Here is a 21,644-nt window from a genome sequence, read left to right as displayed (position 1 = left end):
AACCCACCGAGCGTCGATCTGCTTGCGGGATGGCTTCTTTCGACTCTCGGCGTACCCACGCAGCGGAAGATCGGCAGCTTCGAGGTGCGGTTGCACCGCGACGAGGGCACCACGGTCATGTCCGTCGACCAGAACGGCAACGCAGTACTCAGCGCCCCGGGCAAACCCGACGGCCGTGTGGCGATGATGCACCGTGACCTGCCGATCTTCCGCTGCGTGGGTACGCCGAGAGTCGAAAGAAGCCATCCCGCAAGCAGATCGACGCTCGGTGAGATGGCGGGCCCGGTGACTTCGGCGGCGGTGATCGGGGTGTGTGGAGGCCGTTCGACGGCCGACGCGAGCAGCGCTCGCCAGCCGGTGATCTGGGTCCACGCGAGGTCGGTGTCGCCGGGGGCGTAGGTGGCGAGCCTGCGTTCGAGGACCGTTTCCGGATTCGCCGACTTCGTCGCGTCGAGAATCCGCCGACGCCCGATCTTGCCCATCGTGTCCTTGGCAGGATCCTCGGGCGCGGCACCGGGCCACCACGTCACGATGGGGGTGTCCGGCAGCAGGAACGGAGTCACGACGCTGCGTGGATGATTCGCCAGCTCACCGTGGAGCGTCAGGAGCACGACCTCCGACGCACCCGCATCACCGCCGACACGGATCTCCGCATCGAGTCGTGACTGTTCGCCGCGCGGATCGCACGAGATCACGATCACCCGGCTCGGGTGTTCGCTACTGGCACCGATGGCCGCCTCGATGGCCGCCTCGGTCGGTTCGCCGTGTTCGGCGACGACCACCAGGGTCAGCACGCGTCCGAGGCTGATGGCGCCTCCGGATTCGCGGACCATGACGATCTTCTTGGCGACCTCGTTGGTCGTCGTGTCGGGCAGGGTGACGATCATCAGTGCCTCCTCGGCGCGGGCAGGGGATGCGGCAAAAGCCGGACGATCGGGCTCGGCCGGGTCAGGGTCGACGCCACGTTCGTCCGGTACGGGCCATCATTTCGTCGGCGGAGTCGGGTCCCCACGTGCCCGACTCGTAGGTGTCGGGACGCCCGGACTGCGCCCAGTGGTCGAGGACGGGATCGAGGATCTTCCACGACAATTCGACCTCGTCGTTGACCGGAAACAGTGACGGCTCACCGAGCAGCACGTCGAGGATCAGCCGCTCGTAGGCCTCGGGGGACGCCTCGGTGAATGCAGTGCCGTAGCTGAAGTCCATGTTGACGTCGCGGACCTCCATGCTCGACGCGGGCACCTTCGACCCGAACCGCAGTGTGATGCCCTCGTCCGGCTGCACCCTGATGACGAGCGCGTTCTGCGAGAGCTCCTCGGTCATCGTCTTGTCGAACGGTAGGTGTGGTGCGCGCTTGAAGACCAGTGCGATCTCGGTCACCCTGCGCCCCAACCGCTTTCCGGTTCGGAGGTAGAACGGCACGCCTGCCCAGCGTCGTGAATCCACCTCGAGTGCGATCGCCGCATAGGTCTCGGTGATGGAGTCGGCGCTGAACCCTTCCTCCTCGAGGAGTCCCGGCACCTTCTGGCTTCCCTGCCAGCCCGGCCCGTACTGGCCGCGCGCGGTGTTCTCGTCGAGAGGCAGGATGTTGCTCGTCGCCGAGAGCACCTTGATCTTCTCGGCCTGTAACTGCTTGGGCTCGAACGAAATCGGCTCCTCCATCGCCACCAGCGCCATGAGTTGGAGCAGATGGTTCTGGATCACGTCGCGCGCAGCACCGATGCCGTCGTAGTAGCCTGCGCGGCCGCCGAGCCCGATGTCCTCGGCCATGGTGATCTGCACGTGGTCGACGTAGTGCGAACTCCACAGCGGGTCGAAGAGTTGGTTGGCGAAGCGCAGCGCGAGAATGTTCTGCACCGTCTCCTTGCCGAGATAGTGGTCGATGCGGAACACCGACGACTCCGGGAACACGGCATTGACGATGGCATTGAGTTCCTTGGCCGACTGCAGATCGTGCCCGAAGGGTTTCTCGATCACCACGCGACGCCAGTTGTCGCCTTCCTCGGCGGCCAGCCCACTGCGTTCGAGTTGCTCGCAGACCGTGGGGAACGCGTTGGGCGGAATCGAGAGATAGAAGGCGTGATTACCGTCCGTGCCGCGCTCCTTGTCGAGCCGCAGGAGCGTCTCGTGCAGGCGGTCGAATGCTGCGTCGTCGTCGAAGGAACCCTGGACGAACCGAAATCCCTCCGACAAACGTTCCCAGACCTCCTCGCGGAAGCCTGTCCTTGCGTGCTCGCGAACGGCGTCGTGGACGACTTTCGCGAAATCCTCGTCGTCCCAATCCCGTCGGGCGAAACCGACGAGCGCGAACCACGGCGGCAACAACCCCCGATTGGCGAGGTCGTACACCGCCGGCATCAACTTCTTGCGTGCGAGATCTCCGGTGACGCCGAAGATGACGAGGCTGCACGGGCCTGCGATACGAGGGAGACGTTTGTCACGTGGGTCGCGCAGCGGGTTCTTCCATCCCGCGGTGTCTGCCACCTACGTCAGCTCTTCTTCGCAGCGGAGAGCTGCTCCTCGGTTGCGCCGAGGAGGTCGGTCCACGCGTCGACGAACTTGGTCACGCCCTCGTCCTCGAGCACCTTGAACACGTCCGAGAAGTCGACGCCGACAGCCGAAATGGCGTCGAAGACCTCACGCGACTCCTTGGCGCGACCCACGATCGACTTGGTGTCGACCCAGCCGTGGTCGGCAAACGCGTCCATCGTCTTTCTCGGCATGGTGTTGACCGTGTTGGGAGCGACGAGTTCGCTGACATAGAGCGTGTCGGCGTAGTCGGGGTTCTTGGTACCGGTCGATGCCCAGAGTGCGCGTTGCGGCAACGCGCCCTGCTCTCGCAGAGCGGGGAAGCGGGAATCGATCTCGAACACCTGCTGGTAGGCGTGGTAGGCGATCCGCGCGTTGGCCAGCGCTGCCGAACCCTTGAGCTGCACGGCCTGTGGCGTGCCGATGGCGTCGAGACGCTTGTCCACCTCGGTGTCGACGCGAGAGACGAAGAACGACGCCACGGAGTGGATCTTCGAGATGTCGTGTCCTGCGGCGAGCGCGGCGTCGAGCCCGTTCAGGTAGGCGTCCATGACCTCCTGGTAGCGCTCCACCGAGAAGATCAGGGTGACGTTGACGCTGATGCCCTCGGCGAGGGTGCGGCTGATCGCAGGCAGGCCTTCTTTCGTTGCCGGGATCTTGATCAGCGTGTTGGGACGGTCGACGATCTTCCACAGCTCCACCGCTTGAGCCGCGGTCTTCTCGGTGTCGTGCGCCAGGCGCGGGTCGACCTCGATCGACACCCGACCGTCGAGGCCGTTGGTGCGGTCGAAGACCGGCCGCAGGACGTCGCATGCGTTACGGACGTCGTCGGTCGTCAGTGTGCGCACCGCGCTGTCGACGTCGGTGTCGCGCGCGGCCAGCTCGTTGATCTGGTCGTCATAGGCAGTGCCCTTGGACAGAGCGGCCTGGAAGATCGACGGGTTGGTCGTCACGCCCACCACGGATTTGGTGTCGACGAGTTCTTGGAGCTGCCCCGAGCTGATCAGGTCTCGGGACAGGTCGTCCAGCCACACCGAAACCCCGGCTGCGGACAATTCTGCGAGCTTCTCGTTCTGTGTCACGGTTCTCTCCTCCAACATCACGCTCCTTGTGGGAGCGCCTCTAGTGGGTTGCCTCGGTTGGGATCTCGATGTTGAGTTGTGGATTCAATCGGCGATCAGCCCGCCACAGCGCGAAGCGAGGCCGCGACGACCGCCTCCGCGGTAATACCGAACTTCTCGTACAGCACCTTGTAGTCGGCGGACGCTCCGTAATGCTCGAGCGACACGATCTGATCGCCGTTGCCCACCCAGCGGTACCACGGCATCGCGATACCCGCCTCGACCGACACCCGCGGCACTGCCGGAGGCAGTACCGAGTCGCGGTAGCCCTGTGGCAGTTCGTCGAACCACTCCATGCTCGGCATGGACACCACGCGGGCCGCGATTCCCTTCTCGGCCAAAGTCTTCTGTGCCTCGACGGCCAACTGCACCTCGGAGCCAGTTCCGATGATGACGACCTGCGGATCGTCGTCGGAGTCGCTGAGCACGTACGCTCCGGCGGCGACCCCCTCGGCCGACGTCCCCTCGAGGACCGGAACGTTCTGACGTGTCAGGATCAGGCCGACGGGATGATTGCGGCGCGTCATCAGGTGGGCCCACGCCGCAGCGGTCTCGTTGGCATCGGCGGGACGCACGACATCGAGATGGGGGATAGCGCGCAGTGCGGCGAGATGCTCGACCGGTTGGTGGGTGGGGCCGTCCTCGCCGAGACCGATGGAGTCGTGTGTCCACACGTAAATCGGATCGATCTCCATGAGCGAGGCCAGTCGCACCGACGGACGCATGTAGTCGGCGAACTGCAGGAACGTACCGCCATACGCTCGCGTCGGGCCGTGCAGCACGATGCCGGAGAGAATTGCGCCCATCGCATGCTCGCGGATACCGAAGTGCAGCGTGCGGCCGTACGGGTTGGCTGACCACTTCTTGGTCGAGATCGCGGTGGGACCGAACGAGGCCGCCCCGTCGATCGTGGTGTTGTTCGAACCCGCGAGGTCGGCCGAACCGCCCCACAGCTCCGGGAGGATCCCGCCGAGCGCCGAGAGAACCTTTCCCGACGCCGCGCGGGTCGCGAGGTCTTTGTCGCCGGGAGCCCACGTCGGGATCACATCGCGCCAGCCCTCGGGAAGCTCATGTGCGTACAGGCGGTCGAACAGCTTCTTGTTCTCGGGGTTGGCGCCGGCCCAGGCGTCGAAGGCCTTGGTCCACGATTCCTTGGCCTCGATCCCGCGCTCGACGAGCTTGCGGGTGTGGCTGATGACCTCTTCAGAGACGTCGAAGTTCTTGTCCGGATCGAATCCGAGAGCTTCTTTGGTCTTGGCGACCTCGTCGGCGCCGAGAGCCGAACCGTGGACGGCGCCCGTGTTCATCTTGTCGGGAGCGGGGTAGCCGATGATGGTGCGCACGCAGATCAGCGACGGCTTGTCGGTGACCTTCTTGGCCGCCTCGATTGCCGCCTCGATCGCCACGACGTCCTCGCCGCTCTCGACCGTCTGCACGTGCCAGCCGTATGCCTCGTAGCGCAGCGCGGTGTTCTCGCCGAGCGCGATGGTGGTGTCGTCCTCGATCGAGATCTGGTTCTGGTCGTAGAACACGATCAGGTTGCCCAGCTCCTGGGTACCCGCGAGCGACGATGCCTCGGACGTCACGCCCTCTTCGATGTCGCCGTCGGAGGCGATGACGTAGATGAAGTGATCGAAGGGGCTGGCTCCTGGCGCGGCGTCGGGGTCGAAGAGGCCACGCTCGTAGCGCGACGCCATGCTCATGCCCACGGCTGACGCGAGTCCCTGGCCCAGCGGACCCGTCGTGATCTCGACACCCTTGGTGTGACGGAACTCGGGGTGTCCCGGCGTCAGCGAATCCCAGGTGCGGAGCGCTTCGAGGTCGGCGAGTTCGAGTCCGAATCCGCCGAGGTAGAGCTGGATGTACTGCGTGAGGCTCGAGTGTCCACACGACAGGACGAAGCGGTCACGACCGACCCAGGTGGTGTCGACCGGGTCGTGACGCATGACGCGCTGGTAGAGCGTGTAAGCCAGCGGAGCGAGACTCATCGCGGTGCCGGGGTGACCGTTGCCGACCTTCTGGACGGCGTCGGCAGCAAGAATGCGAGCCGTGTTGACCGCGCGCGTGTCCGCGTCGGACCAGTCCTCGGGGTAGGCCGCCTCAGTGCGTTCGCGGATCTCGTCGGTATCAGCCACGTGTGCCGTCTCCTGTACGTGTTGGGGTGCCTGCGTGATGCGTGTGGTGCTGGTGCGTCGGGCGAACGCCAACTCGCGGGCGTTGCGTCCGAGTGCTGATGCAGGGCCTTTCGACCCACGATGACCAGAGTAATCGGCCGGTGCCGTCGGTGTGGGGGGTGGCCGGTAACGATCGTCATGTCAGCCGGTCTCCGCAGGTCGGCTACGGCGCGGAGACTCAATTCTTTGATCGAACACCCCAGCGTCTACCATGCTGAGTAGTAGTCGGAAATGCCCGCGAGCCGAATCGTCGGCGGGGCAGGGGAGTTGACGTGAGGATCGGTGAGCGTGTGAGCGGAGATGGTTCCGCCACTTCTCGCGGCACGTCCGAGGTGGATTCTGACCGCCCCGTCAGCGAATCGAACACGACCGCCGACACGAGTTTCGTCGCTCGCGTACGCGGCACGGTGATGGCGTACATCGCGCTCACCAAGCCTCGTGTCATCGAATTGCTGCTGGTGGCGACGATCCCGGTCATGCTGCAGGCAGATCGTGGACACGTCGACCTCAGAATCATCGCGTTCACGCTGCTTGGTGGTTGGTTGGGTGCGGCGAGCGCCAATACGCTCAACATGGTCGTCGACGCCGACATCGACAAGAAGATGCGACGCACCGCGAAGCGTCCGCTGGCCCGTCACGCGGTGACGAGAACCAATGCGTTGATCTTCGGATTGCTGCTCTGGGTGGCGTCGTTCGCTGTCCTGTGGTGGTCGGCGAACCTTCTGAGTGCGCTTCTGGTTTCTGCCACGATCATCTTCTACGTCGGGGTCTACACCCTGATCCTCAAACGCCGCACCTGGCAGAACGTGGTGTGGGGTGGAGCAGCCGGGTGCATGCCGACGCTGGTCGGATGGGCAGCGGTCACAGGTTCGCTCAGTTGGCAGCCGATCGTGCTGTTCGGTGTGATCTTCTTCTGGACCCCGCCGCATACCTGGGCACTGGCGATGCGCTACCGCGAGGACTACAAAGCCGCAGGCGTGCCGATGCTGCCGGTGATCGCCACCGAAGAGCACGTCACCCGCCAGATCCTCATCTATACGTGGCTCACCGTGATCTGCTCGTTCCTGCTCATCGGAGCCGCGAGCTGGATCTACGCGGGCGTCGCGGTGCTGGCAGGCGTGTGGTTCCTCAACCGTGTGCACAAGCTCTACCGCGACACCCGACGCGGCGTCGAGGTGGCACCGTTGAAGGTGTTCCTGCAGTCGAACGAATACCTCGCGGCGCTGTTCTGCGGACTTGCCATCGACGCCGTCGTCAACCTGCCGACCATCGCCAGCTACTTCTGACGAGTGGCCGCAGGTCGGCGTGATCGCCTCACGGAATGAGTGCGGTTGCTCCCGTGGTGATCCGGTTCTCCAGGTCGATTTGGGCCTGGGCGGCGTCGGCAAGGCGATATTCCTGACCGACTCGGGCATCGAGGCCGTCGAGAACGGCGTCGAAGTATTCACCCGAACGCCAACGCAATTCGTCCGTGTTCGCGATGAAATGGCCGAGCGTCGGGCGCGTCACCGACAGTGAGCCTGCCGGGTTGAGTCGCTGGATATCGAACGGCGGGACAGGTCCGCTCGCCGCCCCGAACACGACGACGATCCCGCGCACCGCAGTCGAGGCCAGTGACTGTTCGAAGGTGTCGGCTCCGACGCCGTCGTACACCACCGGCACGCCCTTGCCGTCGGTGAGCTCACGAACCTGTCCGACGAGGTCGTCACCGTATCGCAGGACGTGGTCGGCACCTGCCTGCGTCGACAACGCTGCCTTCTCGTCTGTCGACACCGTGGTGATCACCGTGATGCCGCGACGCTTGGCGAGCTGCGTCAGGATCAGGCCGACGCCGCCGGCGCCCGCGTGGAGCAGGATCGTGTCACCGGAAGCCGGGTGTGCACTGCCGTCGAGCAGATAGTGGGCGGTGAGGCCGCGCAGCATCGTCGAGCCTGCGACGACGTCGGGAACACCGTCGGGGACCGGGATGGCGCGTGCGGCGCGTACCGCAACGAGCTCAGCGTACGAGCCTGGTGCGTCGACCCACGCGATTCGTTGACCCGGCTCGAGGTCGGTGACCTCGCTGCCGACCGCGACGATCTCGCCCGCTCCCTCGGTGCCCGGGACGTACGGCGGGGTCGACGGGTACATGCCGCGTCGCAGATAGGTATCGATGAAGTTGACCCCGATCGCGCTGGTCCGCGCGATCACCTCGTCGGGAGCGGGGATGGGGTCGTCGACCGTCCCGTAGTTGAGCACCTCGGGACCGCCATGATGTGTCACCTGGATTGCGCGCATGAGTCGTTTCTACACGGCGCGAAATTCTGGCCGTCGCCGGTACCGAACGCCGCGCTAGGGGTTTGATTCGCTGCTGGAGTTGCGCGTGCCGACGACCGGCGGGTCGACCGACCACGGGAAGTTGATCCACCTGTCCGTTGTGCGCCAGCAGTAGTCAGGAGTCGTGATGGTGTGCGGCTTCTGGTAGACCACCGCATTGCGGACCTCGGCGACGCGACCCTGTTGCTCGCAGAAGTCGTCGACAAGTTTGAGCGTCTTTCCGGTGTCTGCGACGTCGTCGACGACCAGCACCCGCTGATCGTGCAGGCCGCTGCTCTCGAGTAGCGAGGGGAGCATCACGGGCTCGGACAGCGTCTCACCGATGCCGGTGTAGAACTCGACGTTGAGCGAGAGCATCAGCTTGCAGTCGAGGGCGTATGCCATTGCCCCGGCGGGGATGAGGCCGCCGCGGGCTATCCCGATGATGATGTCGGGGACGTAGCCGTCGTCGGCGACCATCTGAGCAAGCTCGCGGCATGCGACGCCGTTGAGTTCCCAGGTGAGGATTTCGCGCTCCTGCGCGGGCGAGTTCATAGATGACAACTCTGCCAAGTCTGCGGCTGCCGCACACCTCGGATGGGTCACTGGCCGTCGGTCGGTATGCTCTACAGACCATGAGCGACGAGCAGAACACCGAAACCGCCGAGAGCGACAGCGTCGAGGGCTCGGCACCGCCGGTCAAGGCGCCTGCCGCGGTCGTCGCGTCGATCAAGAAGTTCGTCGCCACCGAGGGTGGGGCCGCGAAAGCCGTCCTGCAGCCCATCGGCACCGCCGGGGTGCGCATCACGCTCGTCGGGGAGTCCAACGGATACCTCGGCGACCGGGTCGTCGACGACGTCGCGACCGCGCATGCCGTCGTCGACGCCGTGCCCGGCCTCGAAATCGGGGAGTGGGATCGGGAACTGACGTCGAAGGCGACCGTGTCGCCCGAGCACTATCGCAAGATGGCCGGCTGGGTTGCCCATTCCGAGCATTTCCCCAAGGCGCGCAACAGCGCGATCATCTGACGGTTAGGCGGGCGCTCCCGGTCAGTTGACGGGTGCGTCGCCGCGTTCGCGCTGGCCGACCTCGTCAGTGTGATCCCTGCCCGAGTATTGATTACTGCCCGACCGCTGATCACTGCCGAACCACAGCACCAGCCAGGTGGCGCCGATCATCAGCAGCGCGCTACCGAGCATGTGCGCGATGACCAACGCCATCGGAAGGTTGGTGGCGTACTGGATGCCGCCGATCACGCCCTGCAGTGCAAGCAGCCCGACGTAGATGAGCGCGGCTCGGGTCTGCGGCATGTGGAGAACCCGTGCTGTGACGGCCACCGCCAGTGCCAGACCCACCAGCACGAACACGAAGTCGGCGTGCAGCTGTGTCATCGCGCCCGGGTCGAGTCCGTTGCGTGGCGCGTCTGCGTCACCCGCGTGAGGCCCCGATCCCGTGACGACGGTCCCGACGTAGATGGTCGCCCAGGTGAGGAGATAAATCAGCCATGACAGGGCGCTGCCGAGGCGGGCCGCCACGATGTTCGTCGTCTTGTCACGCTCGCGCGGCGAGGTCCGGAACACCAGAACGGTTGCCAACGACACCAACGCCATCGACAACACAAAGTGCAGCGAGACGACCCACGGATTCAGATCGGTGAGCACCGAGATGCCGCCGATGATTGCCTGAAACGGGATGCCGAGCGCGATGAGTGTTGCCAACCAGCGGTCGCCGCGCGTCGAGCCGCGTCGACGGAACACCGCGAGCCACGTCCCGATGGCCACAACGACGAGGACCCAGGTGAGCATCCGGTTGCCGAACTCGATGGCTCCGTGCATCCCCAGCGCCTGATGCGGAACGAAGGAACCGTCGGTGCACTGAGGCCATGTCGGGCAGCCGAGACCCGAACCGGTGAGGCGCACTGCGCCGCCGGTGACGACGATGCCGACATTGACGACCAACTGTGCGATGGCCCAGCCATATACGAAACGCGCCGTTGGGTCTGCGAATCCGGGGACGCGGCCGAACAGGCCACGACGTCGGGTCGTGGTGTCGCGCGATGCGGCATCGGGGGATTCGGGGGAGCGCTCGGTACGCGTATCTGACGTCGTCATTGGAATCGAAACCACCTCACCGCCAGCGCAGAGCCTATCGCGGCCCAGGCCAGCAAAACCACTACGCCGAAGACGTCGACACGCCCATCGGCAGCTTGTTGCAGCGCTTCGGTCAACGCACCAGACGGCACCACGCGAGCCACCCACCAGACCGAGTCGGGTACACGCGACGACATCACGACGAGGCTGCCGATGCCCAGCATCGCGAACCACAGGAGATTGGCCAGCGCCAGGACGATCTCTGCCTTGAGTGTTCCGCCGAGCAGTAATCCGAGAGCGGAGAACGCAGCCGTGCCCAGCGCGATGATCAGCGCGCCGATCAGCAGGCCGATGGGTTCGGGACGCCATCCGAATGCGACGCCGATAGCTCCGAGCAGGATCGCCTGTGCGATGACGACGATGACGACTGCCATCGCTTTGCCCGCGATGATGCCCCACCGCGGAATCGGCGTCGCCCCAAGCCTTTTCAGTGCGCCGTATCGTCGGTCGAACCCGACGGCGATGGCCTGTCCGGTGAATGCGGTCGACATGACCGCGACGGTCAGGATGGCGGGCACGAAGGTCGCCGCGCGTTCGGCGTTGGTCGTGCCGAGGTCGGTGTCGAGGGGTAGCAGACACAATCCGATCAGCAGGGTGATCGGGATGAACATCGTCAGCAGCAACTGCTCGCCATTGCGGAGCAGCAGGGTCAGCTCGAGCCGCGTCTGCGCGGCGAGCATCGCGGGAAGCGACGCGGGTTGCGGGTGCGGGGCGAAGGTTCCCGGCGGGAACTGCGACGTCGACCGAGTGCGTGCGGCGGTCATCGACGCAACTCCCGTCCGGTGAGGTCGAGGAAGACGTCCTCGAGGCTGCGGGTCTCGACGCGCAGATCGGTGGCGAGAACGTTGATCTTGGCGCACCACGCGGTCACCGTCGCCAACACCTGTGGTGTCACGTCGCCGCTGACCAGGTAATTGCCCGGCAGCGGTTCGGTACAGCGATAGTCCTCGGGCAGCGCGAGTTCGAGCATCGTCAGGTCGAGCCCGCGCGGTGCGGTGAACCGCAGTTCGTTCTCGGCCCCGCGACTCGTCAGCTCCGCCGGGGTGCCGTTCGCCACGACCTTGCCGTGGTCGATGATCACGACCTGGTCGGCGAGTTCTTCTGCTTCGTCCATGAGGTGGGTGGTGAGCAACACCGAGACGCCGTCGCCGCGCAGACGGTCGATGATCTCCCAGACCACCAGGCGTGCCTGGGCGTCGAGTCCGGCGGTGGGTTCGTCGAGGAAGACCAGTTCGGGTCGGCCGACGATGGCGCACGCGAGCGAGAGCCGCTGCTGCTGACCACCGGAGAGGCGTCGGAACGGGGTACGCGCGGCCGATTCGAGACCGAGAGCGTCGAGCAGCCAATCGGGATCGATGGGGTCGGCCGAGTACGCGGCGCACAGCCGCAGCATTTCCTCGGCGCGAGCACCGGGATATGCGCCGCCACCCTGCAGCATGACGCCGATCCGGGTGCGGAGTCTGTCGTTGTCGCGCCAGGGGTCGAGGCCGAGCACTGACACGCTGCCCTCATCGGCGTGCAGGAACCCCTCACAGATCTCCACCGTCGTGGTCTTGCCCGCGCCATTGGGGCCGAGGAGCGCGAGGACGGTTCCGGACTCCAGGTCGAGGTCGAGCCCATCGACGGCGGCCCGGTCGTCGTAGCGCTTCACCAGTCCGCGTACGCGCACCGCGGCGTCGGGTTTTGTCGTCGAGTCCGTCGAGACGGATCCGCGAGAGCGACGATCGGTCATCGGATCGTCTGCCGGCGATGGTGAAGGTGAAGCCGTGCTGCGCACACGCCAAGACTATGCGGTGAGGGGTGCTGGAGAGAAAACGGTGCTGCTCCCGACGCCCCTGTGCCCGACGTCGTCACGCGTCGGTGTTCGACGTCGAGCGGCTGCGTCTATGCCGGGTGAACGGCAGATCCTCGAAGAACAGCGCCGTCAGTATCGCGACCATGATCACACCGGCGAGCAGGCCCTGCGCGAGCACGACGCCGCTCGTGTTGGAACTCGTCGGCATGACAACGATCGCAATGATCGCCGACGCCGCGATGCTCAACACGCGGAACCACGGGCCGGTCGCCCACGCGGCGAGGGGGATGACGGCCCACAACAGGTACCAGGCCTGCACGAACGGGAAGAACAAGACGACGGTGGCCATCGCGATCCCGAGCCCGCCGAGCGGGTGGAGTCGTCCGGCGAGGGTCGCCAGCATCCAGCGGACGACGAAAATCGCGGCGATGAGCTGCCCGATGGGGCGCGCGACGTCGAGGATGGCCTGCGTCTGATCGCCGAGGCCGAGCCACACGCCGACCCTGCCGGTACTCACCGACATCAACGTCGGCATCGACATCCAGGACCGCACGATCTCGCCCGTCGACAGCGTCGTCGTCCACCCGAAACCGAGTCCTGTCCCGGCACAAATACCCACCACGACTATGGCGAGAATCACGAAGAGGAAGCCTGCCGACGCCGCGAGCGCACGCACCGAATCCCGCGACCGCGACCACCACGTGCTCACCGGAGCATGACGAAGCGCGGGCAGCGTGGCGCCCCACCGTCTTGCGAGGGCGACGCCGACGAATCCGAGGGCGAGCATCGATGTGACCTTCACCATGGACGACGCGGCGATCACCGCAGTGCCCGCGATGAGCAACCAACCCGCCTGGCTTGGCCAGAATCCGGAGCCTCGCAGCCTCCCGCTGCTGTAGATCCCCGCGAAGCACAGCTCCAGTCCGACGAGCATCAGGCCGAGCATGAGTGCCTCGTTGTGGATGCCTCCGACGAGGTGCAGGATCACGAGCGGATTCATCGCGCCGAGCCACAGAGCCGCAACGCCCGACACCCCGCAGCGCCGTGCGAGGCGGGGCAGCGCCCAGACGATCAAGCCGACCCCGAGCAGTGCCACGAGTCGATGCAGGAAGATCGCCGCGGTGATGTTGTCCCCGGTGATCTTGGTGATGCCCTCACCGATCCAGATGAAGAACGGACCATACGGCGCGGGGGTGTCACGCCAGAGATTGGGCACGGATCGCGTGAGGACGTCGTCGACGCCGAGTCCGCGAACAGGACTCACCGAGTAGGGATCCATGCCGCGTTCGGCGATGGCGCTCTGTGCCAGATAGGAGTAAATGTCTTTGCTGAGCAGCGGTGGAGCGACGAGGATCGGGGCGATCCAGAGCAGCAGCGTGCTGTCGGCCTGGCGTCGGGTCATGCGCCGCTGCGGGCTTCGACCCTCCAGCACCTCGACGCTGAATCGGCCGACCGCGAAGCGTCCGATCATCAGCCATGCGACGACGAGCATCAGCGTTCCGCCGATCGACATCGTCAGTGCCGTGCTCCACATCCGGGACGGCAGCGACAGGAGGCGCATTCCCGCGACGGGATTCTGCAGCACGGGGATCTGGCCGGTACCCAGCGAACCGATCAGCAGCAGCACCGATCCGGTGGCTCCGAAGATCTTGATCCGGAAGAGTCGCCGATTCTCCTCCGCGTTGAGTGGGCCGACTTCCTGTTCGGTCTCGTGCAGTGTCGCGACCGACCGGCCGTAGTCGCCCGTCGTGTCCGAGTCCGTGTCGGCTTCTCGCGCAGACTTCAGCCCGAGGTACGTCGCGGCACGACGCAGGACACTGGTTTCTGACACGAGACGACTGTAATGGTTGCCTCGTCATGTCCCTTCGACACCGCACCCGAGCGCCGAGTCGGTCACCGCTTAGGTCACCCTTGCTGGAAGCGGGGAAGTAATTACGTCACACTGGCGTTGTGAAAACCATGCGGAGTGATGCAGTGCTGTCTGCCGACAGCGCCCGTCCCGGTGTGGTCGCCGATCCAGGAGCCATGCCCGCCGACGGGCAGACACGTGCTGCCGTGGTGTCGCTGCTCGTCGAAGACGGGCCGCTGACCGCGGGAGAGATCGCCGAGCGGTTGGGTATCAGTCCTGCAGGCGTGCGTCGTCATCTCGACGCGCTCGTCGATGCCGGTGATGCCGAACACGCCTCGCCCGGTTTCGGCCGGGGCGGTGAGCGCGGACGGGGCAGGCCGGCGAAGTGGTTCCAATTGACGGCGACCGGTCGTGGAAAGCTTCAACACGCATACGACGACCTCGCCGGGGCAGCCATGCGCAAGCTCCGCGAGATCGCCGGTGAGGAAGCGATCGGTGAGTTCGCACGTGACCGGATCGAGGGCATCGTCGACGGGGTACGTCCCGTAGCGGAGTCCGGCTCGGTGGCCGACACCGTCGAAGAGATCGCCGACGCTCTCACCAGCGCGGGTTACGCCGCCAACACCAGATTGGTCGGCTCCGGCGTCCAGATTTGCCAGCACCACTGCCCCGTGGCACATGTCGCGGCCGAGTTCCCCGAACTCTGTGAGGCAGAAACCGCGGCGTTCACCGAGCTTCTCGGTACGCACGTACAACGTCTCGCGACGATCGCCAACGGCGATTGCGCGTGTACAACGCATGTCCCCCTGATGATCGGCGACAACCAGCCCGGCAATGACGCCGTCGCCGACCCGAAGCAGACGAGTCGAAAGGCCCAGCGATGACAGTTACAGATGGACAGGCTCCATTGACCCAAGAGGAGACCATCGCCTCACTCGGCACGTACGGATACGGGTGGGCCGATTCCGACGTCGCAGGAGCGAGTGCGCAGCGTGGACTCTCCGACGCCGTGGTCGCCGACATCTCGTCGAAGAAGAGCGAACCGGACTGGATGCTCGAGAACCGCCTCAAGGCGCTGCGCATCTTCGACCGCAAGCCCATGCCGCACTGGGGTGCTGAGCTCGACGGCATCGACTTCGACAACATCAAGTATTTCGTGCGCTCGACCGAGAAGCAGGCAGCTTCCTGGGACGACCTGCCCGAAGACATCAAGAACACCTACGACAGGCTCGGCATCCCCGAGGCCGAGAAGCAGCGTCTCGTCGCAGGCGTCGCGGCGCAGTACGAGTCCGAGGTGGTCTACCACCAGATCCGTGAGGACCTCGAGCAGCAGGGCGTGATCTTCCTCGACACCGACACCGGTCTCAAGGAGCATCCCGAGATCTTTCGCGAGTACTTCGGATCGGTCATCCCGGCGGGCGACAACAAGTTCTCCGCGCTGAACACCGCGGTCTGGTCGGGCGGATCGTTCATCTACGTGCCCCCGGGCGTGCACGTCGACATCCCGCTGCAGGCCTACTTCCGGATCAACACCGAAAACATGGGCCAGTTCGAGCGCACGCTGATCATCGTCGACGAGGGTGCCTACGTGCACTACGTCGAGGGCTGCACCGCGCCGATCTACAAGACCGACTCACTGCACTCGGCCGTCGTCGAGATCATCGTGAAGAAGGGTGGACGCTGCCGCTACACCACCATTCAGAACTGGTCGAACAACGTCTACAACCTGGTCACCAAGCGTGCCAAGGCTGAGGCGGGCGCCACGATGGAGTGGATCGACGGCAACATCGGCTCGAAGGTCACGATGAAGTACCCGGCAGTCTGGCTGACGGGCGAGTACGCCAAGGGCGAGGTGCTCTCCGTCGCATTCGCCGGTGAGGGCCAGCATCAGGACACCGGATCGAAGATGGTCCACCTCGCGCCGCACACCTCGAGCAACATCGTCTCCAAGTCGGTGGCGCGGGGCGGCGGACGAGCCTCCTACCGCGGTCTGATCAAGGTCAACAACGGTGCGCACGGCAGCCGTTCGACGGTGAAGTGCGACGCATTGCTCGTCGACACCATCAGCCGTAGCGACACCTACCCGTACGTCGACATCCGCGAGGACGACGTCACGATGGGCCACGAGGCCACCGTCTCCAAGGTCAGCGACGATCAGCTCTTCTATCTGATGAGTCGCGGACTGACCGAGGACGAGGCGATGGCCATGGTCGTGCGCGGATTCGTCGAGCCCATCGCGAAGGAACTCCCGATGGAGTACGCGCTCGAACTCAACCGCCTCATCGAACTCCAGATGGAAGGAGCCGTCGGCTGATGGCTGATCCGACAATCCCGGTCTCGGTTCCGGGCAGCACAGTCGCGCCCGTCAACCGCGGCGAAGCCGCCCCTGTCAACAAGGGTGAGCTGTTCACCTCGTTCGACGTCGAGGCGTTCGAAGTCCCCAGCTCACGTGAAGAGGCGTGGCGATTCACCCCGTTCCGACGCTTGCGGGGTCTGCACGACGGCAGCGCGACGGCCGACGGACAGGCAGCAGTCGCGGTCACCGGCGCAGGTGACGGCGTCAGCGTCGAGACCGTCGGTCGCGACGACAAGCGACTCGGTCAGGGTGGAGTCCCGTTCGATCGCATTGCGGCGCAGGCATATTCGTCATTCACCGAAGCCACGGTCGTCACCGTCGCCCGCGAGGTCGAGGTCGGCGAGCCGATCGTGATCACACTCGAGGGCCCCGGCGTCGACAAGACGGCGTTCGGTCACGTGCAGATCCGCCTCGAGCCCTTCGCGCGGGCCGTCGTCGTCTTCGACCAGAAGGGCAGCGGAACCTACGCGGAGAACGTCGAGTTCATCGTCGACGACCAGGCCGCGTTGACCGTCGTCAACGTCCACGACTGGGCCGACGACGCCGTGCACGTCGCAACGCACCACATCAAGGTGGGTCGCGATGCCGTGCTGCGGCACTTCGCGATCAGCCTCGGCGGCGACCTCGTCCGGCTCTCACCGCTGGTCCGTTACGCGGCACCGGGCGGCGACGCCGAACTGTGGGGTCTGTACTTCGCCGATGCCGGACAGCATCTCGAACAGCGACTCCTCATCGACCACAACCAGCCGAACTGTCGCTCCAACGTGGTGTACAAGGGTGCGCTGCAAGGAGATCCGTCCGGCGACCGCAGTCGTGAGGCGCACACGGTCTGGATCGGCGACGTGCTGATCCGTCCGGAAGCGGAGGGCACCGACACCTTCGAGCTCAACCGCAACCTGCTGCTCACCGACAACGCGCGTGCCGACTCGGTGCCGAACCTCGAGATCGAGACTGGCGAGATCGTCGGTGCAGGCCACGCCAGCGCCACCGGCCGATTCGACGACGAGCAGCTGTTCTACCTGCAGGCCCGCGGCATCCCGGAAGACCAGGCCCGACGCCTCGTCATCCGTGGATTCTTCGGCGAGGTCATCGCCAAGATCACGGTGCCCGAACTGCGCGAACGTCTCTCCGCCGCCATCGAACACGAACTCGAGATCTCCGGCGCCTGATCGCGCGTGGACCGCTGATCGAGCTTCAACCCGCTGATCGAGACCGAACCCGCCGATCGAGACCGAACCCGCTGATCGAGACCGAACCCGCTGATCGAGACCGAACCCGCTGATCGAGCTTGTCGAGATCACCGAACCCGCCGATCGAGCCCCGAACCCGCTGATCGAGCTTGTCGAGATCACCCAGCCCCAGAAAGAAAGCCACATGAGCACACTCGAAATCCGTGACCTGCACGTCGACGTCGCGCAGTCCGACACCGACGCCGAGCCGATCCACATCCTCAAAGGCGTCGACCTGACGGTGAAGTCGGGGGAGACCCACGCACTGATGGGCCCCAACGGCTCCGGCAAGTCGACGCTCTCCTACGCGATCGCAGGCCACCCGAAGTACAAGGTCACCAGCGGCACCATCACCCTCGACGGCGAGGACGTGCTGGAGATGAGCGTCGACGAGCGCGCCCGCGCAGGTCTGTTCCTCGCGATGCAGTACCCCGTCGAGGTTCCCGGCGTCTCGATGTCGAACTTCCTGCGCACCGCGGCGACCGCCGTCCGTGGCGAGGCTCCCAAGCTGCGCCACTGGGTCAAGGAGACCAAGGAGGCGATGACCGCACTCGAGATCGATCCGTCGTTCGCCGAGCGCTCGGTCAACGAGGGCTTCTCCGGTGGCGAGAAGAAGCGTCACGAGATCCTGCAGCTAGACCTGCTCAAGCCGAAGTTCGCAATCCTCGACGAGACCGACTCCGGCCTCGACGTCGACGCTCTGCGCGTCGTCAGCGAGGGCGTGAACACGTACAAGGCCGAGGAAAACGGCGGCATCCTGCTGATCACGCACTACACGCGAATCCTGCGCTACATCAAGCCGGACTTCGTGCACGTGTTCGTCAACGGTCGGGTCGTCGAATCCGGTGGGCCCGAGCTGGCCGACGAGCTCGAAGAGAACGGTTACGTCCGCTTCACGACGGCTGCTGCGGCGGGCTGAGCCATGTCGACGGAGACCGTGGCCGACAAGGCTTCGACGCTCGACGTCGACGCCATCCGTGCCGATTTCCCGATTCTGTCCCGCACGGTGCGCGACGGAAAGCCGTTGGTCTACCTCGATTCCGGTGCGACCTCGCAGCGTCCGGTCCAGGTGCTCGATGCCGAGCGTGAGTTCCTGACCACCCACAACGCGGCAGTGCATCGCGGCGCGCACCAACTCGCCGAGGAGGCCACCGACAACTACGAGGGTGCGCGCGAGAAGATCGCCGCCTTCGTGGGAGTCACCGCGCCCGAAACGGTGTTCACCAAGAACGCCACCGAGTCGTTGAACCTCGTCACCTACACGCTCGGTGACGACCGGAGCGCTCCGCTGTTCGGCGGTCGCATGCTCGGTGAAGGCGACACCGTCGTCATCACCGAGCTCGAACACCACGCGAACCTGGTTCCGTGGCAGGAGTTGTGCCGACGCACCGGCGCCACACTGAAGTGGTACGGCGTCACCGACGGTGACGACGGAGACGCGGGCCGGATCGACCTCGACTCGCTCGAACTCGACGACAGCGTGAAGGTCGTCGCGTTCACCCACCAGTCGAACGTGACCGGGGCGGTGGCCGATGTCGACGAGTTGGTTCGCCGAGCTCGTGATGTCGGTGCGCTCGTCGTGCTCGATGCCTGCCAGTCGGTTCCGCACATGCCAGTCGATTTCCGTGCACTCGACGTCGACTTCGCGGCGTTCTCCGGGCACAAGATGCTCGGACCGTCGGGTGTCGGTGTGCTGTACGGCAAGGCAGAGCTTCTCGCTGCGCTGCCTCCGTTCATCACCGGCGGATCGATGATCGAGACCGTCACGATGGAGGCAACAACCTACGCCGATCCGCCTCAGCGGTTCGAAGCAGGCGTGCCGATGACCTCGCAGGTCGTCGGGTTGGGTGCAGCCGTCGACTACTTGTCGGCAATCGGGATGGATGCTGTTGCCGCGCATGAGCATTCGCTCGTCGAACACGCACTGCGTTCGCTTGGTCACATCGATGGACTGCGCATCATCGGACCGACCACGACCGAAAACCGTGGTGGTGCACTCTCGTTCGTCGTCGACGGAATTCACGCACACGACCTCGGGCAGATCCTCGACGACGAGGGTGTCGCGATCCGCGTCGGACATCACTGCGCATGGCCTCTGCACCGGCGCTTCGGAGTTGCCGCGTCGGCTCGCGCATCGTTCGCGGTGTACAACACGCACGACGAGGTCGATGCGCTGGCAGCGGCAATCGTCAAGGCGCAGCGTTTCTTCGGAGTCATCTGACATGCGTATGGAGCAGATGTATCAGGACGTGATCCTCGATCACTACAAGCATCCGCACGGACGTGGATTGCGCGAGCCATTCGGGGCCGAGGTCCATCACGTCAACCCGACGTGTGGTGATGAGGTCACCCTTCGGGTGGCCCTGTCGGACGACGGGAACACCGTCACCGACATCTCCTACGACGGGCAGGGCTGCTCGATCTCGCAGGCGTCGACATCGGTGCTGTTCGACCAGCTCGAGGGCGCCAGCGTCGACAAGGCGCTGGAGACGGTCGCCTCGTTCAACGCGATGATGACCTCCCGCGGCTCCGACGAGGGCGACGAAGACATCATCGGCGACGGCATCGCGTTTGCCGGAGTGAGCAAGTATCCGGCACGCGTCAAATGTGCACTGCTGGGCTGGATGGCGTTCAAGGACGCCCTGGCGCAGTCGGTGGAAGAACGTGAATCAGAACAGGTGGAAGCCCCATGACCGAACAGCCTTTGGCAGACACATCGGCAGTCGAGACGCCCCCGGTCGAGACCCCCGCAGCCCAGACACCCGTGAGCGCACCGAGCACCTCCCTGCCCCAACTCGAGGACGTCGAGGAAGCGATGCGCGACGTCGTCGACCCTGAGCTCGGTATCAACGTCGTCGACCTCGGACTCGTCTACGGCATCGAGATCACCGACGACGCCGTCGCCAAGATCGACATGACACTGACGTCGGCGGCATGCCCGCTGACCGACGTCATCGAGGACCAGTCGCGCGCAGCGCTCATCGGCAGCGGCTTGTGCACCGAGTTGGAGATCAACTGGGTGTGGCTGCCGCCGTGGGGTCCCGACAAGATCACCGACGACGGCCGAGAACAACTGCGCGCGTTGGGATTCACTGTCTGATCAGCGCGCTGCGACGGCGTCTGCTGTCCGCATCCACTCGTCGAGGCTGAGCAAGAACGAAAACTGCCTTCGCAGCCCGGCGAGATCAGCGGTGGACATCCGCCCTTCGTCGGTAGCCGACTCCAGGCGTTCGATGAGCGGATCTCCCGCTGGGTCGATTCTCCGGTAGCTGAGTGTGCGGCCCAGGTGCTCGCCGATCACTTTGGCCATCTGATCTCCGGTGAGTTCGTCGCCCGCGATATCCAGCGTGCGTCCGCGATACCGATCGGGTGATTCGACGATGCGGGCAACAATGCGACCGATGTCGCGTACCGCGATGAACTGCATGGGCTTGCTGTCTGCCATCAGGAACTCGATGTGGTCGCTGGTCTGGTCGCGTGAGGGTACCGGAATCATCTCCATGAACGTCGCAGGCCTGATGATCGTGACGGACTGGTCACTGCGCCCGAGGTAGTTTTCGATCCGTCGCTTCGTCTCGAAGTGGGCAATCCCGGAGTCGCTCTGGCCGACCACCATCGACGAGCTGTACACGAGGTGATCGACCCCGGCGTCGCGCGCGAGGTCGGCGACCATGATGCCGGCGGCGACCTCGGATTCGTCGGACATCGGCCGGCCCGGTTGACCGGAACTCGGTTGAACGCTGAAGACGCTGTCCGCTCCCTCGAATGCCGCACGGATCGATGTGCTGTCGGCGAAGTCGCCGCGTACCGTTTCCACACCGGTCGCCGCCAACTCCTGTGCGCGCGGCGACGACTGGTCCCGCACCACTGCTCGGACCTTCCAGCCCGCATCGCGCAGGGCTCGGGTGACCGATCCTCCCTGCTGCCCGGTCGCTCCGAGGACGGTGATCAGTCCGGCAAGTCGCGATCCCGGTAGGTGTGACGTCGGTGAGTGTGAGTGCGTTGACGCCATCATGTTCTCCCTGCTTCTGGTCGTTGCTCCCCGTTGACGCGACTGTAGGATCGTGTTTGGGGCTGGTGCACGAGTAGGTGACATCTGATCTGGCTTGCCCTGCCGGGCGGCCTGGAAGGATGCCAGCTGTGCCC

At 65.2% G+C, this 21,644-nt stretch carries 19 protein-coding genes and 2 pseudogenes; 10 read left to right on the top strand and 11 right to left on the bottom strand.

The genetic code is table 11. The features are described 5' to 3' along the window. Window positions 1-18 precede the first annotated feature (18 nt). Window positions 19-141, top strand: a pseudogene (locus tag A5777_RS25435) (glucose-6-phosphate dehydrogenase assembly protein OpcA); the annotation flags it as partial. 59 nt (window positions 142-200) lie between these two features. Here the strand turns inward: A5777_RS25435 and A5777_RS14275 are convergent. The 4 genes and pseudogenes from A5777_RS14275 to tkt all read right to left on the bottom strand — a co-directional run. Next, window positions 201-887: pseudogene (locus tag A5777_RS14275) on the bottom strand (glucose-6-phosphate dehydrogenase assembly protein OpcA); the annotation flags it as partial. Between the two features lie 61 nt (window positions 888-948). Further along, on the bottom strand, window positions 949-2,484 hold the full coding sequence (gene zwf / locus A5777_RS14270; protein ID WP_064863167.1) for a glucose-6-phosphate dehydrogenase: 1,536 nt from the start codon (window positions 2,482-2,484) through the stop codon (window positions 949-951). A gap of 5 nt (window positions 2,485-2,489) precedes the next feature. Further along, window positions 2,490-3,611: a transaldolase gene (gene tal / locus A5777_RS14265; protein ID WP_064863171.1), complete on the bottom strand. Its 1,122-nt coding sequence runs from the start codon at window positions 3,609-3,611 to the stop codon at window positions 2,490-2,492. A 95-nt stretch (window positions 3,612-3,706) separates the two neighbouring features. Next, window positions 3,707-5,785 carry a transketolase gene (gene tkt, locus A5777_RS14260; RefSeq protein ID WP_064863170.1) on the bottom strand — a complete coding sequence of 693 codons (2,079 nt, stop codon included), beginning with the start codon at window positions 5,783-5,785 and terminating at the stop codon, window positions 3,707-3,709. Window positions 5,786-6,114: 329 nt separating this feature from the next. On the opposite strand from tkt, the gene A5777_RS14255 reads away from it, so the two are divergent. Further along, window positions 6,115-7,110, top strand: coding sequence for a heme o synthase (locus tag A5777_RS14255; protein WP_064863169.1), 996 nt, complete (start codon window positions 6,115-6,117; stop codon window positions 7,108-7,110). Window positions 7,111-7,138: 28 nt separating this feature from the next. On the opposite strand, the gene A5777_RS14250 is transcribed toward A5777_RS14255, so the two are convergent. Together A5777_RS14250 and A5777_RS14245 are read right to left on the bottom strand one after the other, a co-directional pair. Continuing rightward, complete coding sequence (locus A5777_RS14250) at window positions 7,139-8,101, bottom strand: quinone oxidoreductase family protein (protein WP_064863166.1); 963 nt, start codon at window positions 8,099-8,101, stop codon at window positions 7,139-7,141. A gap of 54 nt (window positions 8,102-8,155) precedes the next feature. Then, window positions 8,156-8,674 carry a phosphoribosyltransferase gene (locus tag A5777_RS14245; protein ID WP_064863165.1) on the bottom strand — a complete coding sequence of 173 codons (519 nt, stop codon included), beginning with the start codon at window positions 8,672-8,674 and terminating at the stop codon, window positions 8,156-8,158. Window positions 8,675-8,754: 80 nt separating this feature from the next. On the opposite strand from A5777_RS14245, the gene A5777_RS14240 reads away from it, so the two are divergent. Beyond that, window positions 8,755-9,147, top strand: a complete 393-nt coding sequence (locus A5777_RS14240; protein WP_064863164.1) for a hypothetical protein — start codon at window positions 8,755-8,757, stop codon at window positions 9,145-9,147. 21 nt (window positions 9,148-9,168) lie between these two features. Here the strand turns inward: A5777_RS14240 and A5777_RS14235 are convergent, their stop codons facing one another. From A5777_RS14235 to mptB, 4 genes are all read right to left on the bottom strand, one after another. Beyond that, on the bottom strand, window positions 9,169-10,230 hold the full coding sequence (locus A5777_RS14235) for a COX15/CtaA family protein (protein WP_064863163.1): 1,062 nt from the start codon (window positions 10,228-10,230) through the stop codon (window positions 9,169-9,171). Continuing rightward, a complete protein-coding gene (locus A5777_RS14230; RefSeq protein WP_064863162.1) occupies window positions 10,227-11,033 on the bottom strand; it encodes an ABC transporter permease in 807 nt (268 codons plus the stop codon). The genes A5777_RS14235 and A5777_RS14230 overlap by 4 nt, the downstream gene beginning before the upstream one ends. Beyond that, window positions 11,030-12,001, bottom strand: coding sequence for an ABC transporter ATP-binding protein (locus A5777_RS14225; RefSeq protein WP_064863161.1), 972 nt, complete (start codon window positions 11,999-12,001; stop codon window positions 11,030-11,032). The genes A5777_RS14230 and A5777_RS14225 overlap by 4 nt, the downstream gene beginning before the upstream one ends. A 118-nt stretch (window positions 12,002-12,119) precedes the next feature. Next, complete coding sequence (mptB, locus tag A5777_RS14220; RefSeq protein WP_064863160.1) at window positions 12,120-13,895, bottom strand: polyprenol phosphomannose-dependent alpha 1,6 mannosyltransferase MptB; 1,776 nt, start codon at window positions 13,893-13,895, stop codon at window positions 12,120-12,122. A 128-nt stretch (window positions 13,896-14,023) separates the two neighbouring features. On the opposite strand from mptB, the gene A5777_RS14215 reads away from it, so the two are divergent. From A5777_RS14215 to A5777_RS14180, 7 genes are all read left to right on the top strand, one after another. After that, window positions 14,024-14,797: a helix-turn-helix transcriptional regulator gene (locus A5777_RS14215; protein ID WP_064863159.1), complete on the top strand. Its 774-nt coding sequence runs from the start codon at window positions 14,024-14,026 to the stop codon at window positions 14,795-14,797. Next, window positions 14,794-16,227 carry a Fe-S cluster assembly protein SufB gene (gene sufB / locus A5777_RS14210; RefSeq protein WP_064863158.1) on the top strand — a complete coding sequence of 478 codons (1,434 nt, stop codon included), beginning with the start codon at window positions 14,794-14,796 and terminating at the stop codon, window positions 16,225-16,227. Before A5777_RS14215 ends, sufB begins: the two co-directional genes overlap by 4 nt. Beyond that, the gene (gene sufD, locus A5777_RS14205; protein WP_064863157.1) at window positions 16,227-17,438 is read left to right on the top strand and encodes a Fe-S cluster assembly protein SufD; all 1,212 of its coding nucleotides are present in this window, start codon (window positions 16,227-16,229) and stop codon (window positions 17,436-17,438) included. The genes sufB and sufD overlap by 1 nt, the downstream gene beginning before the upstream one ends. Window positions 17,439-17,643: 205 nt before the next feature. Then, window positions 17,644-18,417 (top strand): Fe-S cluster assembly ATPase SufC, encoded by a 774-nt coding sequence (gene sufC, locus A5777_RS14195; protein ID WP_005202779.1) that lies wholly within the window; start codon window positions 17,644-17,646, stop codon window positions 18,415-18,417. Window positions 18,418-18,420: 3 nt separating this feature from the next. Further along, entirely contained in the window at window positions 18,421-19,719 is a 1,299-nt protein-coding gene (locus tag A5777_RS14190; protein ID WP_064863156.1) for a cysteine desulfurase, read from the top strand. 1 nt (window position 19,720) lies between these two features. After that, window positions 19,721-20,191 (top strand): Fe-S cluster assembly sulfur transfer protein SufU, encoded by a 471-nt coding sequence (gene sufU, locus A5777_RS14185; protein WP_064863155.1) that lies wholly within the window; start codon window positions 19,721-19,723, stop codon window positions 20,189-20,191. Next, a complete protein-coding gene (locus A5777_RS14180) occupies window positions 20,188-20,598 on the top strand; it encodes a metal-sulfur cluster assembly factor (protein ID WP_064863154.1) in 411 nt (136 codons plus the stop codon). Before sufU ends, A5777_RS14180 begins: the two co-directional genes overlap by 4 nt. Here A5777_RS14180 and A5777_RS14175 read toward each other — a convergent pair whose 3' ends face one another. Then, window positions 20,599-21,510, bottom strand: coding sequence for an NmrA/HSCARG family protein (locus A5777_RS14175; RefSeq protein ID WP_082933676.1), 912 nt, complete (start codon window positions 21,508-21,510; stop codon window positions 20,599-20,601). Window positions 21,511-21,644: the final 134 nt, after the last annotated feature.

Origin of the sequence: Gordonia sp. 852002-10350_SCH5691597, from assembly GCF_001665715.1 — a bacterium.
GTDB classification, from domain to species: domain Bacteria; phylum Actinomycetota; class Actinomycetes; order Mycobacteriales; family Mycobacteriaceae; genus Gordonia; species Gordonia sputi.
This window is presented reverse-complemented; position numbering and strand designations above follow the sequence as displayed.

Coding starts and splice junctions, on each gene's coding strand:
- A5777_RS14250 (WP_064863166.1), bottom strand. CDS start 8,101: ATGCGCGCAATCCAGGTGACACATCATGGCGGTCCCGAGGTGCTCAAC.
- A5777_RS14245 (WP_064863165.1), bottom strand. CDS start 8,674: ATGAACTCGCCCGCGCAGGAGCGCGAAATCCTCACCTGGGAACTCAAC.
- A5777_RS14240 (WP_064863164.1), top strand. CDS start 8,755: ATGAGCGACGAGCAGAACACCGAAACCGCCGAGAGCGACAGCGTCGAG.
- A5777_RS14235 (WP_064863163.1), bottom strand. CDS start 10,230: ATGACGACGTCAGATACGCGTACCGAGCGCTCCCCCGAATCCCCCGAT.
- A5777_RS14230 (WP_064863162.1), bottom strand. CDS start 11,033: ATGACCGCCGCACGCACTCGGTCGACGTCGCAGTTCCCGCCGGGAACC.
- A5777_RS14225 (WP_064863161.1), bottom strand. CDS start 12,001: ATGACCGATCGTCGCTCTCGCGGATCCGTCTCGACGGACTCGACGACA.
- A5777_RS14215 (WP_064863159.1), top strand. CDS start 14,024: ATGCGGAGTGATGCAGTGCTGTCTGCCGACAGCGCCCGTCCCGGTGTG.
- sufB (WP_064863158.1), top strand. CDS start 14,794: ATGACAGTTACAGATGGACAGGCTCCATTGACCCAAGAGGAGACCATC.
- sufD (WP_064863157.1), top strand. CDS start 16,227: ATGGCTGATCCGACAATCCCGGTCTCGGTTCCGGGCAGCACAGTCGCG.
- sufC (WP_005202779.1), top strand. CDS start 17,644: ATGAGCACACTCGAAATCCGTGACCTGCACGTCGACGTCGCGCAGTCC.
- A5777_RS14190 (WP_064863156.1), top strand. CDS start 18,421: ATGTCGACGGAGACCGTGGCCGACAAGGCTTCGACGCTCGACGTCGAC.
- sufU (WP_064863155.1), top strand. CDS start 19,721: ATGCGTATGGAGCAGATGTATCAGGACGTGATCCTCGATCACTACAAG.
- A5777_RS14180 (WP_064863154.1), top strand. CDS start 20,188: ATGACCGAACAGCCTTTGGCAGACACATCGGCAGTCGAGACGCCCCCG.
- A5777_RS14175 (WP_082933676.1), bottom strand. CDS start 21,510: ATGGCGTCAACGCACTCACACTCACCGACGTCACACCTACCGGGATCG.